The 24,972-nt window shown below is 38.6% G+C and carries 25 protein-coding genes and 1 tRNA gene; 10 read left to right on the top strand and 16 right to left on the bottom strand.

Going from position 1 to position 24,972, the window contains the following annotated elements; translation table 11 throughout:
* Positions 1–5: 5 nt before the first annotated feature.
* From D172_RS04135 to D172_RS04120, 4 genes are read right to left on the bottom strand one after another with little or no spacing between them, the layout of a single operon-like run.
* The gene (locus D172_RS04135; RefSeq protein WP_007377037.1) at positions 6–467 is read right to left on the bottom strand and encodes a response regulator; all 462 of its coding nucleotides are present in this window, start codon (positions 465–467) and stop codon (positions 6–8) included.
* Positions 468–1,952, bottom strand: coding sequence for a sensor histidine kinase (locus D172_RS04130; RefSeq protein ID WP_007377038.1), 1,485 nt, complete (start codon positions 1,950–1,952; stop codon positions 468–470).
* A 28-nt stretch (positions 1,953–1,980) separates the two neighbouring features.
* Positions 1,981–2,172: a histidine kinase gene (locus tag D172_RS04125; protein ID WP_033016122.1), complete on the bottom strand. Its 192-nt coding sequence runs from the start codon at positions 2,170–2,172 to the stop codon at positions 1,981–1,983.
* Positions 2,173–2,230: 58 nt separating this feature from the next.
* Entirely contained in the window at positions 2,231–3,571 is a 1,341-nt protein-coding gene (locus D172_RS04120; protein ID WP_007377040.1) for a sigma-54-dependent transcriptional regulator, read from the bottom strand.
* Between the two features lie 283 nt (positions 3,572–3,854).
* On the opposite strand from D172_RS04120, the gene D172_RS04115 reads away from it, so the two are divergent.
* Positions 3,855–4,370, top strand: a complete 516-nt coding sequence (locus tag D172_RS04115; RefSeq protein WP_007377041.1) for an NUDIX hydrolase — start codon at positions 3,855–3,857, stop codon at positions 4,368–4,370.
* A gap of 78 nt (positions 4,371–4,448) precedes the next feature.
* Here the strand turns inward: D172_RS04115 and D172_RS04110 are convergent, their stop codons facing one another.
* On the bottom strand, positions 4,449–5,489 hold the full coding sequence (locus D172_RS04110; protein ID WP_007377042.1) for an NAD(P)H-dependent flavin oxidoreductase: 1,041 nt from the start codon (positions 5,487–5,489) through the stop codon (positions 4,449–4,451).
* Positions 5,490–5,690: 201 nt separating this feature from the next.
* Between D172_RS04110 and D172_RS04105 the strand changes: the two genes are divergently transcribed.
* The gene (locus D172_RS04105) at positions 5,691–7,067 is read left to right on the top strand and encodes an NAD-dependent succinate-semialdehyde dehydrogenase (protein ID WP_007377043.1); all 1,377 of its coding nucleotides are present in this window, start codon (positions 5,691–5,693) and stop codon (positions 7,065–7,067) included.
* A 686-nt stretch (positions 7,068–7,753) separates the two neighbouring features.
* A complete protein-coding gene (locus D172_RS04100) occupies positions 7,754–8,110 on the top strand; it encodes a hypothetical protein (protein ID WP_058230533.1) in 357 nt (118 codons plus the stop codon).
* 34 nt (positions 8,111–8,144) lie between these two features.
* Here the strand turns inward: D172_RS04100 and D172_RS04095 are convergent, their stop codons facing one another.
* On the bottom strand, positions 8,145–8,492 hold the full coding sequence (locus tag D172_RS04095; RefSeq protein WP_139016133.1) for a hypothetical protein: 348 nt from the start codon (positions 8,490–8,492) through the stop codon (positions 8,145–8,147).
* A 150-nt stretch (positions 8,493–8,642) separates the two neighbouring features.
* Here D172_RS04095 and D172_RS21645 point away from each other — a divergent pair, with 150 nt between their 5' ends.
* On the top strand, positions 8,643–9,368 hold the full coding sequence (locus D172_RS21645; RefSeq protein WP_007377046.1) for an NBR1-Ig-like domain-containing protein: 726 nt from the start codon (positions 8,643–8,645) through the stop codon (positions 9,366–9,368).
* Positions 9,369–9,452: 84 nt separating this feature from the next.
* Here the strand turns inward: D172_RS21645 and D172_RS04085 are convergent, their stop codons facing one another.
* Positions 9,453–10,532, bottom strand: coding sequence for an endonuclease/exonuclease/phosphatase family protein (locus D172_RS04085; RefSeq protein WP_007377047.1), 1,080 nt, complete (start codon positions 10,530–10,532; stop codon positions 9,453–9,455).
* Between the two features lie 114 nt (positions 10,533–10,646).
* Complete coding sequence (locus D172_RS04080; protein ID WP_007377048.1) at positions 10,647–10,895, bottom strand: TIGR03643 family protein; 249 nt, start codon at positions 10,893–10,895, stop codon at positions 10,647–10,649.
* Positions 10,896–11,020: 125 nt separating this feature from the next.
* Between D172_RS04080 and D172_RS04075 the strand changes: the two genes are divergently transcribed.
* The 3 genes from D172_RS04075 (at position 11,021) to D172_RS04065 (ending at position 14,604) form a co-directional block, all read left to right on the top strand.
* Positions 11,021–11,722, top strand: coding sequence for a substrate-binding periplasmic protein (locus D172_RS04075; RefSeq protein ID WP_007377049.1), 702 nt, complete (start codon positions 11,021–11,023; stop codon positions 11,720–11,722).
* A 90-nt stretch (positions 11,723–11,812) separates the two neighbouring features.
* Entirely contained in the window at positions 11,813–12,469 is a 657-nt protein-coding gene (locus tag D172_RS04070) for a YoaK family protein (RefSeq protein WP_007377050.1), read from the top strand.
* 74 nt (positions 12,470–12,543) lie between these two features.
* On the top strand, positions 12,544–14,604 hold the full coding sequence (locus D172_RS04065; RefSeq protein ID WP_007377051.1) for a TonB-dependent receptor: 2,061 nt from the start codon (positions 12,544–12,546) through the stop codon (positions 14,602–14,604).
* Positions 14,605–14,611: 7 nt separating this feature from the next.
* Here the strand turns inward: D172_RS04065 and D172_RS04060 are convergent, their stop codons facing one another.
* The gene (locus tag D172_RS04060; protein ID WP_007377052.1) at positions 14,612–15,406 is read right to left on the bottom strand and encodes an AraC family transcriptional regulator; all 795 of its coding nucleotides are present in this window, start codon (positions 15,404–15,406) and stop codon (positions 14,612–14,614) included.
* A 106-nt stretch (positions 15,407–15,512) separates the two neighbouring features.
* Between D172_RS04060 and D172_RS04055 the strand changes: the two genes are divergently transcribed.
* Positions 15,513–16,709 carry an MFS transporter gene (locus tag D172_RS04055; protein WP_007377053.1) on the top strand — a complete coding sequence of 399 codons (1,197 nt, stop codon included), beginning with the start codon at positions 15,513–15,515 and terminating at the stop codon, positions 16,707–16,709.
* On the opposite strand, the gene D172_RS04050 is transcribed toward D172_RS04055, so the two are convergent.
* The 4 genes from D172_RS04050 to D172_RS04035 form a co-directional block, all read right to left on the bottom strand.
* The gene (locus D172_RS04050; protein ID WP_007377054.1) at positions 16,698–16,919 is read right to left on the bottom strand and encodes a hypothetical protein; all 222 of its coding nucleotides are present in this window, start codon (positions 16,917–16,919) and stop codon (positions 16,698–16,700) included. The genes D172_RS04055 and D172_RS04050 overlap by 12 nt on opposite strands.
* A gap of 93 nt (positions 16,920–17,012) precedes the next feature.
* The gene (locus D172_RS04045) at positions 17,013–17,426 is read right to left on the bottom strand and encodes a GFA family protein (protein ID WP_007377055.1); all 414 of its coding nucleotides are present in this window, start codon (positions 17,424–17,426) and stop codon (positions 17,013–17,015) included.
* A 225-nt stretch (positions 17,427–17,651) separates the two neighbouring features.
* Positions 17,652–18,944: an amidohydrolase gene (locus D172_RS04040; protein WP_007377056.1), complete on the bottom strand. Its 1,293-nt coding sequence runs from the start codon at positions 18,942–18,944 to the stop codon at positions 17,652–17,654.
* 399 nt (positions 18,945–19,343) lie between these two features.
* Positions 19,344–20,333, bottom strand: a complete 990-nt coding sequence (locus D172_RS04035) for a fatty acid desaturase (RefSeq protein WP_007377057.1) — start codon at positions 20,331–20,333, stop codon at positions 19,344–19,346.
* 534 nt (positions 20,334–20,867) lie between these two features.
* Here D172_RS04035 and D172_RS04030 point away from each other — a divergent pair.
* Positions 20,868–21,251 carry a DUF1842 domain-containing protein gene (locus D172_RS04030; protein ID WP_007377058.1) on the top strand — a complete coding sequence of 128 codons (384 nt, stop codon included), beginning with the start codon at positions 20,868–20,870 and terminating at the stop codon, positions 21,249–21,251.
* A 440-nt stretch (positions 21,252–21,691) separates the two neighbouring features.
* On the opposite strand, the gene D172_RS04025 is transcribed toward D172_RS04030, so the two are convergent.
* Positions 21,692–21,776, bottom strand: a tRNA-Leu gene (locus D172_RS04025).
* A 282-nt stretch (positions 21,777–22,058) separates the two neighbouring features.
* Between D172_RS04025 and D172_RS04020 the strand changes: the two genes are divergently transcribed.
* On the top strand, positions 22,059–22,553 hold the full coding sequence (locus D172_RS04020) for an RDD family protein (protein ID WP_007377060.1): 495 nt from the start codon (positions 22,059–22,061) through the stop codon (positions 22,551–22,553).
* A 91-nt stretch (positions 22,554–22,644) separates the two neighbouring features.
* Here the strand turns inward: D172_RS04020 and lptG are convergent, their stop codons facing one another.
* Positions 22,645–23,712 carry an LPS export ABC transporter permease LptG gene (gene lptG, locus D172_RS04015; protein WP_033015376.1) on the bottom strand — a complete coding sequence of 356 codons (1,068 nt, stop codon included), beginning with the start codon at positions 23,710–23,712 and terminating at the stop codon, positions 22,645–22,647.
* A complete protein-coding gene (lptF, locus tag D172_RS04010) occupies positions 23,709–24,821 on the bottom strand; it encodes an LPS export ABC transporter permease LptF (protein ID WP_007377062.1) in 1,113 nt (370 codons plus the stop codon). The genes lptG and lptF overlap by 4 nt, the downstream gene beginning before the upstream one ends.
* Positions 24,822–24,972: the final 151 nt, after the last annotated feature.

Genomic DNA, 24,972 nt, shown 5'->3' with positions numbered 1-24,972 from the left:
CTCCTTTAATCGTTAAAAGTTGTCGGCAGCTCTACAAACTCTACCCAATACTTTCCTAGCGTTTTCATTAGCTCAACCAAGCCATCAAACGTCACGGGTTTGGTTATATACGATGCAGCGCCTAAGTTGTAACCTTTAACCATGTCCTCTTCTTGTTTAGACGTAGTTAAAATAACAACCGGAATACCTTTCAAGTTGGGATTTGATTTAATGGCCTCAAGTGCCTCACGTCCATCCATTCTTGGCATATTTAAATCAAGCAATATAAGTCCTGGTCGTGGCGACACAGCTTTATCTTCAAATTTACCTCTGCGCTCTAAATATTCAAGTAGCTCAACACCATCTTCAACAAAGTGAAGCTCGTTAAGTACACGACTTTCAGCAAGGGCATCTTGTGTTAGCAAACGATCATCTTCATCATCATCAGCCATTAAAATAGTAATCGGTTTTACTTTTGAATAGGGCATTTAAGCCTCTCCTTGCAATGTAAAAAGCGCAGCTTCCACAGGTAGTTTTATAACGAAGGTAGCACCTTCACCGTCTTTACTTTGGGCTGTAATTGTTCCACCGTGACGCTCTACAATACGCCGACATACAGAAAGACCAATACCTGTCCCTTTGTATTGTGAACGACCATGTAAACGCTGAAATGGAACAAATATCTTGTCGGCATAGTCTTGTGAAAAACCAATGCCATTATCTTTTATAGTAATAACTTGGAAACTTAAATGCGTATTATGATCAGCACTAAAAATATCCTCATGCACATAACTAATCTTTATGTGTGGGCTTACATCCGGATGCCTAAATTTAACCGCATTCGACAATAGATTTAAAAATAGTTGCTGCATTTGGCTTTTATCAGCCTGAATAACCGGCAAGTCTTCTACATCTACTCGTGCATTAGACTCTTTTATCGCAATTTCTAAATCACTTAATATATCGCTTACCACTTCGTTTAAATTTGTATCAGCGAAGTCTTTACCGCGCGTTGTAATGCGTGAAAACTCTAATAGATCGTTAATTAAGTTAGACATGCGTTGCGCCGCATTTTTCATACGGCCAATATAATCCATCCCTTTTTCACCCAGTTCATCTTTAAACATGGTTTCGAGGCGGTCGCTAAAGGCTTGAATTTTTCGAAGCGGCTCTTGTAAATCATGACTTGCCACAAAAGCAAACTCTTCAAGTTCCCGGTTACTTCGGCTTAGCTCATCAGAATACAGGGTTAACTCTTGCGTACGCTCAGACACTTTACCTGCTAATGTTTCATTTTGATTTTCAAGTTCTAGCCTATATTGCGCCGCGTTTCTTAAATTAAGTCTGGTCATAATAAACATACCAATAATAAGCAAAGCACTTGTTATGGCTGTAATGGCAAAGGTAATTTTTGCCTCATTTTTTATTTTTGCTAATTTCGAAAAGTGACTCACCTTAAAGAGTAATTCACGGTCTTGAATTTCATTAATATGTTCACGAATTTGCTTATATAGGTCTCTACCGCTATGTGTGTTAACTATATTTAACGCACGTCGTTCTTTATCATCTAATGCAAGATTAACTGTTTTCTTTAATTCACGTATTTTACGCTCAACAAGCAGTAACAACTCAGCAATTCGCTCAGCTTGACCATCAATTTCAGAACGAAGTGACTTTACATGATTAGTTTGTGCTTCTAACTGCCCAATAGCATCATAATACGGTGTTAAATAATCATCTTCTTCTGTTAATAAATAGCCACGCTGTCCAGACTCAGCTTGCACTATGGATAGATGCAGCTTCTCAATTGCCGTGGTTAGCATACTGGTGTTGTCTAAACTCTTTTGGGTTTGCGTTAACCCCTGAATAGTATTTAACGCCAAAAAAGCATTACCCACAATAATACTTAGTACTACGACTATAAAAGCGGCCCATGTAACATTCGCTTTACCTTGCTGTTTTTGCTTGCTCATAGATGTATAAGTGCCTTAGTTGAATTTACTAACCGTTATTATGCTCTGTAATATTTTGTAAACTCTCACTGCACTGCTGACAGTTTAAAATTATTTTATCTAGGGCCTCGAGTGCCTTTTGTTTGGGCATATCGTTTTCCAACACTAATTTAATTAGCTCCGCATTCATTGAGATTCTATTTAACGGGGCTCTTGCATCATGAACTAATTTATTAAGCATTATGGCTTCGTTATTTTCTTCAGACACTCTATTTCCTTTTATTTAACCTGAACTTAAATTACTTGTATTCACCAATCCCACCGTACGCATTAAGGCGGTTATAAAGTGTTTTTGTACTAATACCCAGCATTTGGGCTGCAAGCGTTTTATTACCTTGTACTTTATCAAGCGTGGCATGAATAAGTTCTTTTTCGACTTCTTCGATTGTTTGCCCTGCCGATACCTGCTTTTCAGCGGTTTTATTATTAACCCGAGAAAAAGGTGACTCTAAATTATCAGGCAGTGTAATTTCACTTGATTGCGGATCGCTCATAATAAATGCACGATGTATCGCATGGCGAATTTCACGAACGTTACCCGGCCATTCATAATTTTGCAGCTCTTTTAACTGTTCACTCTTCCAACTAAATGAAGTGCCATTTTCATCATTTAGTTGCTCTAAAAAAGCTTTAGCTAAAAGTGGAATATCTTCTTTACGATCGCGAAGTGGCGGTATATCGATAGGAAAAACAGCCAGCCTAAAATAAATATCTTCACGAATTACATTATTTTGCGCTAAATCTATAAGCGAGCGATTCGTCGCCGAAATAACTCGGCAATTGGTGGGTATCTCTTTATTTCCACCAACACGCGTTACTTTTTTAGTTTCAAGTACACGCAATAAATTTGGCTGCATATCAATCGGCATTTCAGTTACTTCATCTAAAAATAAAGTACCGTCGTTAGATTGTTCAAACACACCTTCCTTGCGCGCTATAGCACCGGTAAATGCGCCTTTTTCATGGCCAAATAATTCACTACCAATTAACTCTTTTGAAAGCGCACCACAGTTACTTGCAACTAATGGACCTTCGCACTGGCTAGCGTTATGGATAGCCTGAGCAACCACTTCTTTACCTGCGCCACTTTCTCCCATTAGCATCACGTTAGCATTTGTTTTAGCAACACGTTCAATCATGGTGTAGAGTTTTTGCATTGGCTCTGATTCACCGATTAAGCTACCAAAGTGGCGCGTAATACCACTGGGTTTTACTTTTTTAGCTGTTTTTTTAGGCCCATTTAAAACCAGCTCTAAGTCTTCTCGCTGTAATGGTTTTAATAAATGCCCAACATTAGGCTCACACATTTCAGCTAAAATCCCCTTAACTGAAGGATGGCCCGATATAAGTGTAATTTTTGGAGATTGACCAATCATTTTCAAATGATCAAGTAGGTGTAAACCGCTGCCGTCAGGTAACATAAAATCAAGCAGCACATGGTCAAAAGTATTATTTTCAAACCATTGGTGTGCTTCTTTTAAACTGGTTGCGGTGTTTATATTATGGCCGAGGAATTCGACTATGTGGCAAACAACGTCACTAAACTCAACGTCATCATCAACTAAAAGTATGTTTAACATGATAAATCCCTATGCTTTTTTATTATTCTACGCACCTTAAATACAAATTTAAAGTCACGCCTAGAATCTAATAACCCGAATTAACTTAAGTGATTCACTGCGTTTATATTACCAACTTAGTATTTACGTATGCTTAAAAAAATCGATCACTAGCCGTGGTAATATTTCAAGATTGAATTTTTTTAATCTCGAAAAAGAAACACACCCTAAAAAATAATTAAAATCGTTTCTATTTATACAATGGTAGCAACTGTTATCATTACAAACTTAAAAAGGAGACGAAATGCAGCAATTAAAAACCTTGATTCACTCTGGTATTAATATTAATAAAGGCACTATTTTTACCCGCTTAACAGCCCGTGCCATTGTTACTAAAAATAATAAAATACTTTTAATGTATACAAATCGTTATGAAGACTACAGCCTGCCAGGCGGTGGAGTAGATGACGGCGAAAGTATTGAACAAGGCTTAATACGTGAGCTAAGCGAGGAAACCGGTGCACAACAAATAAGTGTAGTTAAAGCTTTTGGACTCTATGAAGAGTATCGCCCTTGGTATAAAGAGGACTTTGATATTATCCATATCAAATCGTATTGCTACGTCTGTAATATTGCCGACGAGCTGGGTAAAACACAACTAGAGCATTACGAACAGCAAAATGGAATGACCGCTAAATGGGTTAATATTAGCGATGCAATCGCACACAACGAACGCACGTTAGCAAATAGTGAAAAGCAAGGGTTATCGATCCTTCGTGAAACCTATCTACTCAAAAAGATTGCTAAACAACTTTTTTAATTACGACTCACGCTTAATTACTTATACGCCCTTTTACCTGCGTAGCTAACATGCGTTCAACTATTTACAGCTACGCATTTATACAGACCATTTTTGCATTAATATTTGTGTAATCTGAGCTGCGCTAATGTTCTCTCTTGGAATGTATTTTTGACCACACCACAAAGGTGAAAAGCCACTACCACCTAGCAATTCAGCTCTACTTCTTAAAGCCGTTATTGCAATACTTGCGTAAGGAAATGGTGGCACATGTGCAGGTATTGCACCAAGCTCTTGCATAACGCGATTACAAACGCCTCTCGCAGCACGACCTGAAAACAACGTAGTAAGCGCGGTACTATCTTTTTGTTGAGCTAAAATAGCATCACGATGAAGCTTTGACGTAGTTGCCTCATTACAGAGTAAATACGCACTGCCAACTTGTACCCCTGATGCGCCTAATGTTTGCATATTTGCTACATCATCCTCAGTTGCAATTCCACCAGCAGCAATTATAGGAACTGATACGTGCGCAACGCATTCTTGCACTAGTTCAGCCGTACTTTTATGCAAACTTAAATCCATAGATAAAAAATGACCACGGTGTCCGCCCGCTTCTAAGCCTTGGGCAATAACAGCATCTGCACCATTATCAGCAAGCCATTTAGCTTCCTCAACAGTTGTTGCGGTAGAAATGACTTTTGTTCCCCAACTTTTAATTTGTTCAAGCAAAGAAGGCGCAGGTAAACCAAAATGAAAACTCACCACGGCAGGTTTATAAGGCGCAATAATATCGATAACACTTTGATTTATTGGCTGTCGAGAAGCTTCGTCCGTTAAACTACTTTCAGCAATCGCGTATTCATTAAAATAAGGGGCTAATAATGAATGCCATTGTTGTTTTTGCAGCTTGGTATATTGCAAGGTTGAATGGCAAAAAAAGTTAAGATTATAAGGTTTACTGGTTGAGCGGCTAAGCAACTCTAGCTGTTCGATAAGCTGCTGATTAGAAAGCATCGCACATGGTAATGAGCCAAGCCCACCAGCCTCACAAACACTCGCAGCTAAGTTGGCATCTTGCACACCTGCCATAGGCGCTTGTATTAGCGCAACTGAAATATCAAAAAGTGTCCGTATCATTTTATTCTCCATGTAATTTTTTCTGCAACTTGCATTATTTACAGAACATATCAGAAAACTAACTAAATAAAAAATAAGCACACTCACAATAAAAAATTGAAAACCCATAAATAACAAAAGGTTACGATTGATTTTATATTTTTATAATAGTTGGTGTTCGTTTTGCACTACTACCTATACATAATTAGTAAGGAGATATAAATGAGTAACACAGTTAAAACGATTAATCCCGCAACTGAGCAAACCATTGAAACCTATACACTGCTTTCTCAAAAAGAAGCGGAGCAGGAAATAGAAAAATCTCACGAAACATATTTAAAATGGCGCTTAACGTCATTCGCTGAACGCGCGAAATATTTAAATAACTTAGCATCACTTTTTGAAGAGCAAAAAGAAGCGATTGCAAAACTTATGACCGAAGAAATGGGCAAGGTGTACAAGCAAGGCTTACAAGAGGTTGAGCTGTGCGCAGGCATTTGTCGTTATACTGCTGAAAACGGCCCACAAGTACTTGCCGATGAAGATCGCGAGATGGATGGCGGCCGTGCAATCATTAGCTACCAACCAACGGGTGTACTACTGGGTATTCAACCGTGGAACTTCCCGCTTTATCAGGTAATTCGTTACAGCGCCGCTAACATCATGGCAGGTAACACAACCGTATTAAAGCATGCTGGTAACGTATTTGGCATGGCTGAAAAAATTGAAGCGCTATTTAAGCAAGCCGGTTTCCCGGAGTACTGCTTCAACAACTTACTCATCGATGGTAAAACCGCCAGCTCACTCATTGCTCACGAGGCAATTAGCGGCGTAACCTTTACGGGTAGTGATGCCACAGGTAAAAAAGTAGCTGAAGAAGCGGGTAAACACGCTAAAAAAACAGTGTTAGAACTGGGCAGCAACGACGCTTACTTAGTACTCGATGACGCCGATTTAGAGCTTGCAGTTAAAACCTGTGTAACCGGGCGCATGATCAACAATGGCGAAACATGTGTTTCAGCTAAACGCTATGTTGTTGTTGAGTCACTTTACGATGACTTTAAAGCGCAAATAAAAGAGCAGTTTGAAGCCATGAAAATGGGCGACCCAATGGCAGATGACACAGACTTAGGCCCAATGGCACGTGAAGATTTACGCGACGGCATTCACGACCAAGTAATGGAATCAGTAAAAGCAGGTGCAAATATAGTAACAGGCGGCGAAATACCATCGCAAACGGGTTACTACTACCCACCAACGCTACTTGATAATTTATCGCCAGGTATGCCTGCTTACGACGACGAATTATTTGGTCCAGTTGCTTCGCTTATTAAAGCTAAAGACAACGACGACGCAATGCGAATCGCCAACGACTCTCGCTATGGCTTAGGCGGTGGTATTTTCTCAAAAGATGAGAAAAAAGCCATTGAGCTCGCTAAAAAGCACTTTGACACCGGCATGATCAACATCAATGGTTATAGCTTAGCACAACCTAACTTACCGTTTGGTGGCGTTAAAGGCAGTGGCTACGGCCGAGAACACGGCGGCTTTGGTATGCGTGAATTCGTAAATGTTAAAAGCATTATGATCGCCAGCTAATTTGGCTACATAAATGAAATAAGTGTTCAAAATACAGATTTTTAATACGTGTTTAAAATACAAAAATTATTAAGCCTAAAAGTGGGTAACCACTTTTAGGCTTTTTTATTTATAGCTTTTAGAAAGTAATTTTCAGGAGACAATACTTAGTTTTTAGTAAGAGATAGTACCGAATTTTGGATATATTCGTAGGTGCGATTTTACATCGCGCTTTTAAGAATTAAATATCCAGGAAAGTAATGGGATTCTACCTTTTATAAAGGTAATGATGGTGTGTCCACTGAACTAGGGGAACACCATTTCCCTATTCAATTAATTGTTATGAATACTTTGCTTGTACTATTTTTGTAAGTTTATTTTTAATTATATTTTGTTCCGCCAGAACAAAAATGAGCCACTAACTAAAAATCACACCATCCGATGATGCTTTCAAAAGACAAAAAGCTTATGGAAGTAAGCAGTGTATATAAAGGAATAAGCATGGTAAAACTATCAAGAAAATAGTTATCATAGGGGGGATTATTTATATGCTGGTGCGATAGCTAAAACTTACAATGTATATAACCATCAAATAATGGTTCTATAATCAGGCGGTACGAAATATAAAAGAGTCGTTTCTAAAAAGTATGAACGTATAAAAGCAAATAAAAAAACTACCCATAAACAATTAATAAAAAATGGATCATATGAAAAAAAGTATATTACTAGTCTTCGTGATAGGGCTTATTGGCGCATTTTATCTAAATGCATCTGAAGATGCGTTAACCTTAATGTCAGCACCTCAAAAGTCTACTTTAGAAAAGTTACGTAGCTTTGATACTCACACATCTAAAGCTGATATATCAGATGAATTTGGTGAACCTGTAAACAGCACATTAAATGACACAACAATTTCATGGGAAGTAAAGCAAGATTCTAAAGTAACGCGAGTTAAAGCTTATTTCCTAACTGGGGAATTAAATAAAGTTCAATTTTTGTCACTCGACCCATTTTGGGGTTATACGCTTTACTATTCAAAAAATGGCGTAGAAAATGAGCTATAAAAAAGTTATAGCTCATTCCTTTCACTAATTTTGATTACGAACAACTTACTTCAATATCAATCATATTAGTCGTTACATACGTTTTGATACTATTTATTTGATATGGTCCATTATAACTAAAAAAGTAATTTTGCTTACTAGGATTGAGCCGTTGTGGATCAAAACTAATAATTCGACCCTCTTGGGTAAAACCATGAGCTTGAACGCTTTCATGATCCCACCAGTCATTCCAAGTAATTCCACTAATATTTACAGTAAGCTCAGCTGTAGATGAACTGCTTTCGCATATAACAGTTCCAATATCAGCAGCATGCGAGTCATTTACAAATATGCTCATTGCCATAATAGAGCTGATCGTTAGTAGTTTAATTTTAGTCATCATTGTTTCCTTTTGATTATATGAATTAATGTCGAATGCTAAAAAGCAAAACAAACATCTCAGAAAAAGATCACAAAAAAAACACATAAATAACATCCGATAACAAATTAACAGGCTATTATAAATACAAACAAACTAATTAATATCAACAACATGGTAAACATTAAGGATAAACTCAAAACATTATCGGATAATAAAAAAATACTAATGAAACAGATTATTGCCGAATCAGGAGTAAGCCAACCTCATTTTTATAAGGTAATTAACGGAGAAAGAGCACTTACTGCTGATTTAAAAACTTACCTTTCAACCGCACTAAATATCACAGAAGATCAAGTAGCCAAATTAATAGTTTGTCAAAATAAAACTATTAGCTCACTAGAAAATAAAAAAAGTAGATATATACCTGTATGGCTATCAACATCCATATTCATTTCATTGTTAACCGTTATCATTGCTATCTCGGCAATTTATAGTTATATCAACAATTCTAAAGTAATTGAAAAAATATTAGAGCCCATACCGGTGCCTGCTGATAGTTCCTACTTTATAAAAGACGTTACTATACCGGATGGTACCCCAATAAAAGCAGGTACAACTTTTGTTAAGACTTGGAGAATTAAAAATTCGGGTAATATAACTTGGGAGAATAGATACCTACAAAGAGTAACACTGAACTCAATAGGCCTCTGTCAATCTGTTCAAAAAGTCCGTATTAATAAAACAGTTCCAAGCGCTAGTGTAGATATTTCAGTCAAATTTCATGCACCTAAACACCCAGGCTCTTGCAGAATAGACTGGAAAATGGTCGATGAGAAAGGAAAACTATTGTTTCCTAATCTCCAGGGACTCTATATGATAGTCCAAATTATAAAGTGAACCAATGTAACACACTGAATTAAAATAATAATCATTCTTAATAAGCGATTATTTAGACCTTATGCTTTTACAAGTTGATAGCCGTTACTCTTCCTCAAATCTTGGCACTTTTCGCTTATCTGCTTTACTCATGGCAAGCTCTTGAATTTCTTCTTGCTTAAGTTCATCGGATTTAGTTTCTAATGATTGCTGATTAGCGTTTTCGTAGATAAGCTCAGTGAGTAGCGCAAAGTGATCAGACCCATATTTAGCTAGGCGCTTAATACGCTTTACTTTAAAACCTGGGCTGTGAAATAAGTGATCGAGTGGCCAGCGCATAAAAAAGTAACTTGCATGAAAAGTATTATAAAAACCTCGGCCTTTTCGAGGGTCTAAAAAGCCACTTATTTGCATAAACAAACGGGTGCTGCGCGACCAAGCTACATCATTTAAATCACCGGCAACTATGGTAGGTCGTGTTGGGTTTTTAAGCGCTTTAGCGACCATTATTAGCTCCGAATCGCGCGGACGCGATGAGTCTTCCTCTGTCGGGCTTGGTGGTGCGGGGTGAATAAAGTGCCCTTGCATTTGCAGGCCTTCATCGTTTTCAAACAAAATATGAATTGAGGGAATATCTTTTTCTATTAGCTCACATATTTGTGCATCGAGTATTTTAAACTTGCTGTATAAGTGCATGCCGTAACGATTGTCTTTAGAGCATTCTATGTAATATGGGTAATTTTTTTTAATGACTGATAATTTATTTTCCCACCAGCTATCGCTCTCAAGCGTAATGAGTAGGTCGGGTTGATGCTCATCAACAAGGCTAATTAACTGCTCACTTTTATGGTTCGACATAAGTACATTTGCCGACATAATTCGTATGCTATGGTCGATGTGCTTAGGTGCGCTTTGCACTTCTTTTTTAGCAAGCCACGTATACGGGTAAATCCATTTACCTTGTAAAATCATTATAAGTAATGAGGTTAAGGCTATAAATACATAGCCTATTGCGCTACTTTGCCATAATAAAAATAACGAAGTAACAGTGACTAAACTGGCAATATAAAACACTTGTAAGCGCACAAAGTCGCAACTACGCACCAAATAGTGTTGGCTGTAAGACATAGGTAACAAGGTAACCAGTAAAAAAAAGCCGATGATGATAGCCAGCGCAATGAGCATTTTAATATCCTTATAAGTTAACTTAGTGAATTTAATAACTGGGATTAATTTACGAGTTTAACAAACGGGTATGAACAACGAATGAAATTGCCAGCCATTAAAATTTAAGCTAACTCATCGCTGTTTATATTGTGTTTTACAGTGACTACGCATAATAGCAGGGTCACGTAATTTTAAGTGTTTTGTTTTGCGACCAGCATGGCGTTTACGCCAAACTTTAAAACTGCCTTTTGAAACGTTGTCTCGCATAAAAACCACCAATTGCGGGTATTTTAATCCGTATGACTGCTCTATTGCCTCGTAAGGGGTTCTGTCTTCCCACGCCATTTCTATAATTCGTGATTGTTGCTCTGTGTTAAACATTTAGATTTGCTCAAATTGTGTTAATACGCTTTTTATATTTACTTAGATCAGTACAGTTAAACGCACCAGACTGGATAATCAAACATAATCTTCTACACTAATAAAAAAAACTGGGTTTTGGCTTAATGCGTGTAATTTTCTTTTTTATAATTTTATATTCAACACCGTTATTTGCATCGCAAAATAAAATCATACGCTGTGTTACTACTCACTACCCCCCTTTTACAATATATGACACTAACACCGAAACATTTACTGGTTTAGATATTGAATATTTAAGGTTTATTGAGCACAACCTAGAATTAAATATTGAACTAGTGCATTTACCTTGGGCACGTGTTCAAAAAGAAATGAAAAAAGATAACTTTGACTGTTATTTTTCATTAGGCAATAATCCAGAGCGTGCTAAATACTTAGACTTTACAACGGTGCCGCTGCATATAACTAAATTTGGCTTGTTTACGATTAACGATCAAAACGTTATTAATAATAATTTATCTCAAGCTGCAATATCAATGCTCAGAGGCGTTGATTTACCAGTAGAAATTGCCAAAAAGTACGCAATAGATTCAAATAATATAATGCGTTCACTTTCTAGCGAAGACACGTTTAAGCTCCTTAAAAAAGGGCGAGTGCAGTACGCTATTACAAATTACCAAGCTGGCCTTTGGTACACACAACCTTTCAAAAACATCACCTCTATTGAATTAAATGAATTTCAACTTCCTGTGTATATCGCATTTAAATTTGGAGTCATTGATACACATAAAGTCGATCAGCAAATTAAAGCTTTTCAAGCAAAGCGACTTAACAAAAACGATGACTAAATGCGTTTATCTTTATTTTATGTTCCTAAAAAAAATATCTTTAGGTGTATGATATAAACCTATCTACATAGAAATTATAAGATCTAAGCAATGTTTACAAAACTACCAAAGTGGGTTGAATATGGCGCGTTTACACTCGCATTTATAGCGGGCATAGTAAACGCTGTAGGCTTATTAGGATTTGAGCACCAGGCTATTTCGCATGTATCTGGCTCTGTTACTTTACTTGGTATTAAAGCAATAACTAATCCCAGTACTGCCTTATTGTTACTTTCAATAATTGTTAGCTTTATGTTGGGTTCGGCACTGTCGGGCTTTTTGCTCTCTGGTGGCTCATTAAAACTTGGTCGTCATTACGACACTTTGCTTTTTATTGAAGGATTGCTACTACTTGCGAGTGCTTATTTACTCAAAAACACATTCGTTTACGGCATTGTTTTAACGTCTGCTGCGTGTGGGTTACAAAATGCGCTAGCAACTAATTACAGTGGCGCAGTAGTTCGTACCACACACTTAACCGGTATTTTTACTGACCTTGGTTTAATGCTAGGTAAAGCGCTTAAAGGTGAGCAATTTGATACCCGTAAAGGCGTTATGTTTTTACTCATTATTGCAGGCTTTTTACTAGGCGGTATAACCGGCTACGTTTTATTTAAGCATTACTTAGTGCTGGCTTTGGTGTTTCCTGCTGTGGCTTGTTTTGTTTTATCAATTACGTATCGGGTTTATAGGTTACGTACGCTTTAACGCAACAAGTTTAAATGCATATTAAAACCGCATATTATAGAGGCAATGCAATATAGATTACTTTCAAGGAATGTATGAAACCTTATTTTTTGCCCCTGATATTACCCTTTAGCCACACTGCGTTTGCCAATAATCAAAACAACGATGCAATAGAAACCATAACAACTACGGCATCACGTATTGAAGCGCTATCTACCCCACTCCCTTTATCAATAAGTACACTCAGCGAAGCGCAGCTAAATAGCATAGCGCCTACCCATATTGAAGAAGCCCTGCAACGTGTAGCAGGGGCTAATATTCAACGCGGAAATGGCCAAGAATATTTACCCGCACTTCGCTCCCCCGTACTTTCGGGCGCAGGCGCATGTGGTGGCATATTAACCTTAGAAGATGGTATACCACTGAGAGCCGCTGGGTTTTGTAACATAAACGAGTTATTTGAAGCGCACAGTGAAATGGCGCAACGTATTGAAGTGCTAAAAGGCCCTGGCTCTGCGCTTTATGGCTCAAACGCTGTGCATGGTGTTATTAATGTAATAACGCCCGACACCACACAAGGCGGTGGTTTAGTTGGTTTAGACTATGGCTCGTACGGCTATACCCGCTACAAATTACGTGCAGGACAAGATTACGGCAACAGCGGTATCGGCATTAACGCAAGTGTTACCGATGATAGCGGTTACCGCGACGACGAAAGCGTAGAGCAACAAAAAGTAAATATTCGCCATCGCTATTCAAATAATAATTTATTACTTACCTCAGGCCTTACTTACACAAATCTTGATCAGCAAACGGCTGGATTTATTACAGGCTTTGAAAGCTATAAAAACGAAGACCTCGCGCAAAAAAACTTTGACCCTGACGCATTTAGAAGAGCACGTGCATTTAGAGCATGGAGCAATGCAACATGGCAATTAAATAACGATGATGTGCTCTCTACTACGTTATATTTTCGCGACCAAAGCATGGACTTTTTTAAGCACTTTTTACCCGGCACACCGCTTGAAAAAAACAGTCAAACTGGTTTTGGTGTGCAATCACTTTATCAACATAATTTACAAAGTAATATAAAAATAAACCTAGGGCTTGATGGCGAATACACGCAAGCCGACTTTACTCAAAGCCAAAACGAGCCCACTCAAGGTTCTGCATTTTTAGTTGCTACAGTACCCCAAGGTAAGCATTACGATTACGATGTAAACGCCACGCTTTATGCCCCTTTTGCATCTATTGATTGGCAATTAAGTAAGTGGTTACTTACCGCAGGTGTGCGCTACGAGAATATGCAGTACGACTACACCAATAATATGCTAGCAGGTAGAACAAAAGACGATGGTACAGAATGCGGCTTTGGTGGCTGCCGATACAGCCGCCCAGCGAGTGCTAAAAATAGTTTTAGTAATCTATCGCCAAAGCTTGGGGTTAGTTATCAGTACAATATAAATAACACGCTTTATGCAAACTTCTCTCGCGGTTACAGAGCGCCACAAGCGGCTGAGCTATACCAATTACAACGCGAGCAAACTACTGCAAATTTAAGCGCCGAAATAGCGAATAACGCAGAGCTGGGTATTAAAGGGATTTACGAAAAACTACGTTATGGCGTGTCGGTTTACGCTATGAGTAAACACAATACGATTTACCGCGATAGTGACTTTTTTACGGTAAATAATGGCAGCTCTCGCCATCGTGGTATTGAGCTTGAACTTGACTACCAGCTCACTAAGTCGCTTGCACTTAACTTTGCAGGCACACACGCAAAGCATACTTATACTAACAACCAAATACTTAACGGTTTAAATATAAACGGCAACGACATAGATACCGCGCCGCGTAATATTGCTAATCTCGATTTAACATGGCAGGCATTAAACAACGCGCAATTTGCTTTGCAGTGGCACCGCGTTGGTAACTACTACACCGACCCAGAAAACTTAAATAAATACCAAGGGCATGATGTTTTAAGCCTACGCGCACAGTGGCAAGTTACTAGTAATCTTGAGCTACTTGCTCGTATCATTAACTTAACTGATGAGGCTTATGCGGAGCGCGCCGATTACACCAGTTTTACCGGCGACAGATACTTCCCTGGCAAACCACGTAACGCCATGCTTTCGGCGACTTACACGTGGTAGTGCTTACTTAAGGGCTAAGCTGATTTAAGTCGCTCATGTATTTCATGGGCGACTTTTTCATTACCTTTTTAAACATAGTAATAAATGCACTCACCGACTCATACCCTAATAACTCCGACACCTGCTGCACACTTTGCTTATCAGAAAGCGCTTTTAAGGCTGTAATTATATGCAATTGCGTACGCCATTTTCCAAATGTCATGCCTGTTTCTTTTTTAATTAACCGCGCTAATGTGCGCTCAGTTAATGCAAACTGCTTAGCCCATTGTGGTAGTGTTTTTCGGTTGTTTGGCATATTTATAAGCTGATCGCTCATAGTTTGAATTACCTCATTTTTAGATAATACAAAATCAAGTGGTTGTACGGGCATTTCAATAAGTTGATCAAATAACACCTGCGCTACACGTGCTGTTTTACTATTTAAAGTATAGTGCTGATTATGCCCAGCCAACTCACACATTAGCTCTTTAACCAGCGGCGTAATGGCTAACGTGCAGGTATTTAACGGCATACCGTTTTTACTACTATCAATAAATAAATGACAAAGCTGCGCGTTATCAGACGCCCTATTACTATGCACCTTTTGTGCTGGGATCCAAATTGCACTGTGCGTAGGCACCATCCACATTTTTGCCGACACTTCACACGTTACATAACCATGTAGCGCTAAAATTAATTGCCCTTTAGGATGGGTATGTAGTGGTATTTCGTGACTGGCATGGGCGTGCTCTATTTTGGCTATTATAGGCTGCGCCATAGTTTCAAAATTTTTAATATCGTCCCAGCCAATTGCATCAAACATAGTTTTGTCTGTTTTTAGTTATTTAATGTCATTATCTCTAAATTATAGTTTTTGCTAAGCCTTTATACTAGCGCCCATTAAGTATTAGCTTTAATGGTCTTCCCTTTTGTTAAATAACACACCTAAATCACGCTTTGCTGGCATATTACTTGTGCTTGGCATATTACTTATTGCCGCTAATTTACGCGCCACATTTACAGGTATTGCACCTGTGCTTGAACAAATTATTAATCACTTTGGGCTTAGCGCATCGCTAGCTGGTTTTTTAACAACACTGCCACTCATTGCCTTTGCGGTTGTATCGCCAATGGCTGCAACTCTTGCTAAAAAGCAAGGGCTAGAGCGCACCTTGTTTGTAGCTTTGTTATTTATACTTGCAGGGGTTGCGGCGCGAGTAATAAATACCTCAGCCATGCTTTTTGTAGGCACCGCTATTATTGGTGTAGGTATTGCTATAGCAAACGTATTATTACCAAGTTTAATTAAGCGCGACTTCCCTGCAAAGGTCGCGTTAATGACCTCAGCTTACGTGCTTACTATGGGCGTTGTATCGGGCGGGTTTTCCACTTTGGTATTTCCGCTTAGTCAGTTAAACGGATTAGGATGGCAACTTGCGCTGGGCTCATCAGCTCTTATTACTTTGGCGAGTATTATTGTATGGATGTCGCAATTAAGTAAGCACACAAAACCTGTCAGTATTGCTCAACACACTGACACATCAAAAAGTGTATGGCGTTATTTACTAGCATGGCAAATTACCCTACTGCTGGGCTTAAACTCGTTTTTAAATTATATAATTATTACGTGGTTACCAAGCATATTAACCGAAACCGGTCACTCAGCTACCCAAGCAGGTGCTTATCATGGTGCTTTTCAAATAGCGACTGCATTACCGGGTTTAATATTAATCCCCCTATTGGCAAAATTAAAAGATCAAAGCGCGCTTAGCTTTATTTTAGCCATGTTGAGTGCACTCAGTGCATTGGGGCTGCTTTACATGCCTAGCTTTGCTTTTGTTTGGACCCTAATGCTAGGTTTTTGCTCTGGAGCGTGTTTTATATTGGGGCTGTCGTTTATTAGTTTACGAACTGACGATTCGCAACAAGCAGCGTCGCTTTCGGGAATGTCGCAAAGCGTAGGTTATTTGCTCGCGGCTATTGGTCCTATGCTAGCTGGTGCATTACACACGACTACGGGAAGTTGGAGTGCACCATTATGGCTGTGCGCTATTGCCGGAGGACTGTGTGCTTTATGTGGTTTAGGCAGTGGTAAAAACACCACTTTAGCTAAATCAGCTAACTAGCTGCTGTAACCACGAAAATAAACCAGACGAAGGTTTGTTGCTCGTGTGTTTTTGCTCATAACGTTTATTAGTTGCTTCGCGCTGTTCACGGCGCTCTTGTGCTAAATTAGCTTTTGCAGCAAAACGCAAGCGCTGCTCTTGCGTAAGCTCATCATTAAAGTTTATTGCAGTTTTATTTACTGCTCGGCTGCTTTTAGGTGAACTACACATATTATTCTCCAAATGACTGACTTATAAGTAGACAGTCATTTGGTTAAATAAATTTCAAACCGCTTACTAAAAAGTGATTTTTTATCAGTATTACTAGTTTTGTGGGGTTGTATCAAATGCAGGTACTTCGTGTAAGCCGCTCAACCAGCTCAATGTTGATTTAGCCCAAATTTGTGCTGTTGGCGTAAATTGATCTCGCTGATCAACCGCACCAATACGCAAACCATATACACGGTCAGCTTTAGCTTCGTTAGTTGCATAAAGTGTTGTACCACATGTGCCACAAAAACCTTGCGCACGTTTGTTACCACTTTGCGCTGTTTTAACAAACTCTTTTGGCTCACCTTGGGTAAACACGACCGAATTTGGCTCTGCAATTATAACTGCTCTAAATGGGCCGCTCGACATACGTTGGCAATCGCTACAATGGCAAACAAGTGCGTTGTTATTTTGAGACTTTGCCTGGTATTTAATTTCACCACAGTAACAGCTTCCAGTAATTTCCATTATTTAAATCCTTAATGCTTATGAAGATTGAATCGAGATATAAGACCGACAGTATCGATTCATTATTTTTAAAATATAAAAAATTGCTCGCCGGTTCATTTGTATATTCGGTTAGGTTTTTAATTTTTGAGAGTGATTTTTTCAAAGTTGAGCAAGTGCTACAAACATGATCCGATGTTTTAGCAATACCACGTTAAGCTAATAGCGTAACGTGGTGTGTTTAAGCTATCTTTTATGTGCGTTTAAATAATCAACAGCTAACCGGCTAAGCGCCTTAGTGCCTACTTTAAACGATGATTCGTCGGCATAAAAATAAGGTGAGTGATTACTAGCCACTGTATTTAAATCTTGCTCACTTGGTGTGCCGCCTAAAAATACAAATACACTCGGCACTTCTAATGCGTAAAACGAAAAGTCTTCTGCGCCAGTTATTTTTCCCATTTCAACTACGTTTTCATTACCTGCTGCTTTTTTAAGGCTAGGTAACATTTGCGCAGTTAACTTTGGGTTATTAATCGTTACCGGATAACCTTCGTGAATGTGTACCTCTGCAGTAGCACCTGACGATTTAGCAATGTGCGTGGCTGTGGTTTTTATTTTTTCAAATATTTGTGCTCGGTTATCCATATCAAAGTTACGAATTGTGCCTACCATTTCGACTTCTTCAGGAATAATATTATTACGTACCCCACCCGCAATCTTACCAAACGAGACAATAGCAGGCTCTTTGGTAATATTAATTTGGCGACTAACAATATGATTTACGCCTGTTACTATTTGCGCGGCAGCAGCAATAGGGTCAACCCCAGTCCACGGTGCAGAGCCGTGTGCCTGCTTGCCATGTACAGTTATTTCAAATCGATCTGCACTGGCCATTGCAGGGCCACTTCTATAGCCAATTTTACCGCTGTGCAAACTAGATGTTATGTGTAACCCAAAAGCAGCCTCTGGTTTGTATTGTTTAAATATGCCTTCTTTAAGCATAAGCTCAGCGCCACCCTCTTCTCCCTCAGGTGCGCCTTCTTCTGCAGGCTGAAATACAAACATAATATTACCGTGTAGCTCATCTTTCATGTTTGCAAGCACTTGTGCAGCGCCCATTAGCATAGCCACATGCGTGTCGTGCCCACAAGCATGCATTATGCCTACATCAACACCACGGTAATTAGTGGTTTTAGTTGATTTAAAATCAACATCGGCTTTTTCAGTAACGGGCAGCGCGTCCATATCTGCACGTAGCATTACTGTCGGGCCTGGCTTTGCACCTTTTAATAGCCCCACAACACCTGTATAAGCAATCCCTGTTTGTACTTCCATACCCAGCGACTTTAAGTGCTTAGCGACGATACCTGCTGTGCGGGTTTCGCGATTTCCAAGCTCAGGGTTTTGATGAAAATCACGTCGCCAATCAATAACCTGTTGCTCTATCTTTTTCACTTGCTGATCAATGTTTGCATTGGCATTAAACGCACTAAGGGCAGCAAAGCCCAGCGCTATTGAAATTAGTGATTTTTTCATCCTGTTTGTCCTTATTATATTTATTGGTTTTATAATATTGATGAGCACGAGCCCTTATGTATTATTGAGAACATAATTAGTTTGCTCTATAACCACTATTACTGAAGGCTCTACAATAATCAATCCCATTTAAGCTAGATGACCAACTATGAAGGGCCACTTCACTTTTCACTGGTTTTATCTATTTTTAGTTTGAAGTTTTAGCGCTAATTAAGCCTACCACTTTTGCTTTTGTTGATTTAAAAATGGCATTGAATAGTCAACCAACGCACGTAAAGTGAGTTTTAATAAGCGCGGTGGTGGATAGAAGAAGCTAGAGAGTAATAGCCTTGGTACATAATTGCTATTCAGATTATAAAATAAGAATAGCAATGTAAGACCTCCTAATGTTGGAGGTAATTATTTATAAGCATTCGCATTTTTAATGCTGTCAAAATCGTTAAAGCGCACGTTGTGTTGTGCCATTACTTTAAGTACTTTTTCACTTAACATTTGACGTAAATAAAATGGCTGATTTGGCACAAAATGATGAATGGTATGCGTTTTACCAAAGTTAAAACAAAACAAGTGAAACGGCATAAATAAACGACTCGTTAGCACGTGTGTTTGCTCTAGCATGTTATTAACGCCGCCATAGTAATGCATGCTTGAGGTAACAAAGTTAAGCGAGCTTGAACGAATAATATTAGGCACAATGAGCACAACCATTAAAAATTCAAACACGTTCATTATACCTAGTACCCAGCTAGGTGAATTTAGCGAAAGTGGTATAAATAAATCAACAATATGAAATAAAATAACGCTGTATAAAATAGCAAAATACGCAGTTGTTACCGGAAACCCAGCATTAAAAACACTCGAAAAACTAAAGCCATTAATTTCTTTTCTAAAACGTTTGGTAGAAATAACTAACCCTAATAACCCATCTACAATAACTAGCGCACGTAAAAATGGATTTTTAATACCGTTTCCCACCAAGCGTTCTTCTAGGTCTTGTTGTGTGCCGGAAGTTTTGTGATGGTGTAAATGCATTTTACGTCGGTACCATGGGCTAATAGTATTTGGCCGCATTAACCATACTACTAACATCATAAAATTATGCATGAAAGGCTGATTACTAAAGTATTGTTTATGTATAAGGTCGTGCTCTAACTCATGGGAAATAGACGCAGCAATAGCCGCAAATACTATACATACCCAAGCGGGTATTAGGGCTAAATAATATAAAACACCAACACCAATTAATGCGCTAAGCGACAGCAATAAAATAATTAACCCTAAGGTATTTTGATGTGCAAGTAATGGGTGTTTTTGACGAAGTAACACTTCTTCTGCCTTGATTGCTTTAACAATCGCTTGAATGTTCTGTTTGGCACTTAATTGAGTCATGATGATGTCTTAAAAAACTTGATGTACAAATAATACCTGAATTAAGCGAAACATCGAAAAAAACGACAATAAAAAATTACAATACGCTTGATGCTAAAGTGTGCTTTCGCACAGCAATAAATACAATAATAACGAGACCACACACGACTAAACTCATACCTACTATATTTTATATTCAACTACTCTGGCTTTAATCACATGATTTTCGAGATCCAAACATCTAATTAGGGACACCTTTGCCTGTAATGCTCTGTAATACATATTTAGCTGCAATCGTTCTACACTTTCCTTAGTTAACCTGAGTTCTGGATAATAAATCAATCTCAAGCAACTATTTTCAGCGCTAACTGAGTTGAATTCATTTGAATCAGATCCGCTATTAGCGGTGAATTCACCTTATTTTCACTGAAAAAACCTAACTATAAAAAAATATCAATACAGTTCAATATGTTAGTAAATCTTTACCCGGGTTTTAGGTTAGTTAGTGAATAACCACTAAATATTGTTTATACACACTTAAAAAGGAAGATTAAAATGTCTAACGAAAGCTTATATCTGGTTAAACTACAGTTTAAATCTGGCGTTGTTGGTGGTGGTTCTATGGAATTACAATTATCAGTAGATCCAAAAACAGGAGCATTAAATGGTAGAGCAAATGGGGCCATTTTAGAGGGAACTCAGCATTCGCCGCAATTTACTTCTAGCGCATCAGGGCATATGCATGCAACAGGTTACAATGACGTAACCAAAGTTGGTGCAGTCACAGGCCAAGCCATTGTATCCTTCCCACCACCTGCAATTGGTAGCTATCAGTCGCCATTCACGGCAAGCTTCGCAGTAGATAATCAATGGAATGGTAAAGGTAGCTTTTCGGTTGGTGATAATACTTACCAAGGCCAAGTAAGTTTAATCGACTAATATAAAGAAAATATTTTTAACGGCACTTAATACATTTAAGTGCCGCTGTTACAGTCTTGCAAAACCCCCTCATTACAACAAAAATAAACAGCACGTAAGTAAAGCAATCAAAAGTTAAAACAGAGTACTTAAACTATACCGTTCTGCTTATTGTATGGGGCCTATTTTTAGGTAAAAAACCTTGCCGATAACAAGGCAAAAACTCCGTTATTTAATTGTTCTCGGCAATTGATCTTACATTGCTCTACTTTCTGCATACATGGAGTCGTAAGGCAGAAATTTCAAATGCAGTTGGTATCAGGTTTAATCCCTAAAATTAATTAAGAATTATCACGAATTGATATTATATCTGCGCTATATTATTAGTAATACTTTAAGCTAATCACTCAAAATTCAGGCATAAAAAAACCCCTGCTAAATCTAGCAGGGGCTATAAAAAGTGGTACCAGCGGCCGGACTCGAACCGGCACTCCTTTCGGAAGGGGATTTTGAATCCCCCATGTCTACCAATTTCATCACGCTGGCGTCATTTTTCTTTAACCTTCTAAACACGAGAAGATAAAGAAAAACCACTTTAGAGCTAAGGTTTGTTTATATGCCTTCGTCTCTATGCCAAGCATTATACAAACAATACATGCAGCAGCAAGCGTTTTATGACATTAGCATGTTCAACCGCTTAACATTTAGCCATCTATTAACATTTACAAAAGAGATTGTTAGGTTAAATAGTATCGCTAAACTATAGCACTTAGTATTTGTAAGCTTTTTTGCTAAACTAGCGAGCATATTAATAGTGAGAGTGTCTTTATGTCTGGTAAGTTTCCACGGGCGAGTTTTTGGCGTCGTTTTGCGTCTTTAATTTACGATGCCTTAGTCGTAATTTCTTTATCTATGCTTACAGCCATACTTTATTTTGCAGTAATTCAAGGACTAAGTGCCTTGGGTTTTATTGCTCAAGCAGAAGATCCTGCAGCTTATATACAGGATTCCCCACTGCTATACGGTATTAGAAGTACGTTATTTGTAGGTATAAACATTTTCTTTTTTGCTTACTTTTGGACTAAAAGTGGCCAAACCATTGGTATGCGCGCATGGCGTTTAAAAGTACAAACACTCGACGGGAACCTTATTAGCTGGCCTCAAGCGATTATCCGCTGTGTAAGCTCACTACTTGGGTTAGGCAATTTAGTGGTGTTAGTTGATTTTAAAAACAAAAATGCATTACAAGATTATATTTCTAAAACTGAAGTAATTGCACTGACAAAAGAAGAAAACAAGCGTATTTATCGTGAGCTAGATTGAACCTATATCACTTATTTTAAAGTAAAAAAGCGTGGCTACTGTCACGCTTTTTTATGTTTATAAGTTTATTACCTACACTATTTTAAAAGCATTAAACTCGTTTATTCATCAAGTATGTCGCAAAACTTATAAATATTATGCTTGGTAATACAGCACCTACAATAGCTGGTATTTGATAAACCATAACCACTGGGCCAAATATTTCGTTAGTTAAATGAAACACGATACCGGTTACAACACCCATAATAATACGCGCCCCCATAGTAACGGTACGTAGTGGGCCAAATATAAACGAGAGCGCCACCAGCAGCATTACCGCAACAGATACAGGCTGCATAAACTTACGCCAAAGGGCAAGCTCGTAGGTACTAGTGTCTTGCTCATTTTGTTCTAAATACCCTAAATACGACCATAAACCAGTAAACGATAACGACTCTGGCTTGACTGATACAACACCCAGCTTTTCAGCGGTGAGTTGTGAGGCATAAAATTCTTCAGGCACCTGTTCTGTGGTAATTTTTTCGTCGGTGATAATTACCTTATTTATATCACGAAGTAGCCAACCGTCATTACGACTCAAAGCATTTTTTGCTTTAGTGATTTGAGTCAAATCTAATGATTTGTCAAAATGATACATATACACACCATGCAGCATTCCATTTTGATCAACATCTTCTATGTTAATAAAGTTATTACCATCTTTAGCCCATACGCCTTTTTGCGCATTAAATACATCACCGCCATGTATTGCCTGATTACGCATTTCTTTAGCGTGCAGCTGTGCCTCTGGTGCACCCCACTCGCCAAGTGCCATCATACAAAAAGCCATAAATACGGCCGTTTTCATTACCGAGCCGATTATTTGTAAACGCGACATACCAGCGGCTTGCATTACCACCAGCTCACTGTTCGAGGCGAGTGCCCCTAAACCCGTTAATCCGCCAATTAGCGCAGCCATAGGGAAAAATACAACAAGATCACCCGGTATAGTATATAAAGTGTAAAGCATTGCGGTAATTAAGTCGTAACTACCACGCCCTACCGATTTTAACTGTTCAATAAATTTTATGAGGGTACTAATACCCACTAATACCAATAAGGCAAAGCCTGTTGTTTGTAAAATACTGCGGCCTAAATACCAATCAAGCGTTTTCATCATGAGCCTAGTTCTCGCTTAGTTACAACAGCTTTGAGCCAAGCGCCCAATGGACGCCCTTTAATTATTAATAGCCCACCTATAAATAGGGCACTTATGTGGATCCACCACAACCCTATTGATGGTGGTATTTTACCATCCTCAACTGCAAATTTAGCTGCATTAAGTAAAATAAAGTAACCCAAATACAAGCTAATAGCGGGCACTAATTTAGCAAACTTACCTTGACGCGGGTTTACAACACTTAATGGCACAGCGAGCAAAGTAAGCAGTGGAATAGAAAGTGGAATAGCGAGACGCCACTGCCATTGTGCTATAGATTCAGGGGTATTTATTGCCAGCAACTGATTAGTTGGCACCGCTTCTAGCTTACGGCGTTGATGCTCTATTTCTTGATCGCGGATTTGTACGCTGTAGCCGTCAAATTCAGTTAAATTAAGTGCAGGTGTTAAACCGTCAGTTTCATAACGTTTACCATCAGTAAGCACTAACTGCTGTTCACCATTAACGGCTTCTACTACTACGCCTTGTTCTGCGTAAACTAGGCGTGCAAGGTTATCTTTTTCGCTGTTAGGTAGTTGCGCTACAAATACCTTATTAAGCTCTTTGCCGCCTTTTTCAATATTATGAATAAATACCACGGCTTTTTCGTTACCGGTTTCTTGAAATCGCCCCGCTCTTAGCGCGGATAAACCGGCATCGGCTTTAGCTTGTTCTTTTAATTGGTATTCTTGCTCACTTGCCCATGGTGCTATGTACATGGTGAGCGCTGCGGCTAAAAATGCCAACCCTGCACTTGATATAAGCGTAACGCGCACAACGTACCATTCGCTTACGCCACAGGCTTTAAGCACGGTCATTTCGCTATCAGCATAAATACGGCTGTAAGCTAAAATAATGCCTAAAAATATACTCAGCGGAAGTATTAAAGAGGCTAATTGCGGTAATTTAAGTGCAATCATCGACAGAACTAGTTTGGCAGGGATACTACCCTCGGAGGCATCGCCTAAAATAACAACTAACTTTTGTGACAAAAAAATGGTCATTAAAGTTAAAAATACGGCGACCTGCGATTTTAAAACCTCTGAGGTCAAATAACGGAAAATTAGCAATGCTCGCCCCTGTTAAACATGGAATTTCACTAAGATAGTGATAATTTAATAGTTAAATAGCTATTTTACGCAGCTTGTACTGGCAAATTAGCCATTATTATAAGCCATCAAATTTAATTATCCTACCTAAGAGCACGATATAATGTTGCAT

This window comes from Pseudoalteromonas sp. Bsw20308, from assembly GCF_000310105.2.
Taxonomy (GTDB): domain Bacteria; phylum Pseudomonadota; class Gammaproteobacteria; order Enterobacterales; family Alteromonadaceae; genus Pseudoalteromonas; species Pseudoalteromonas fuliginea.
Note: the sequence above shows the minus strand (reverse complement) of the source record. Positions and strands in the feature narration are given on the sequence as shown.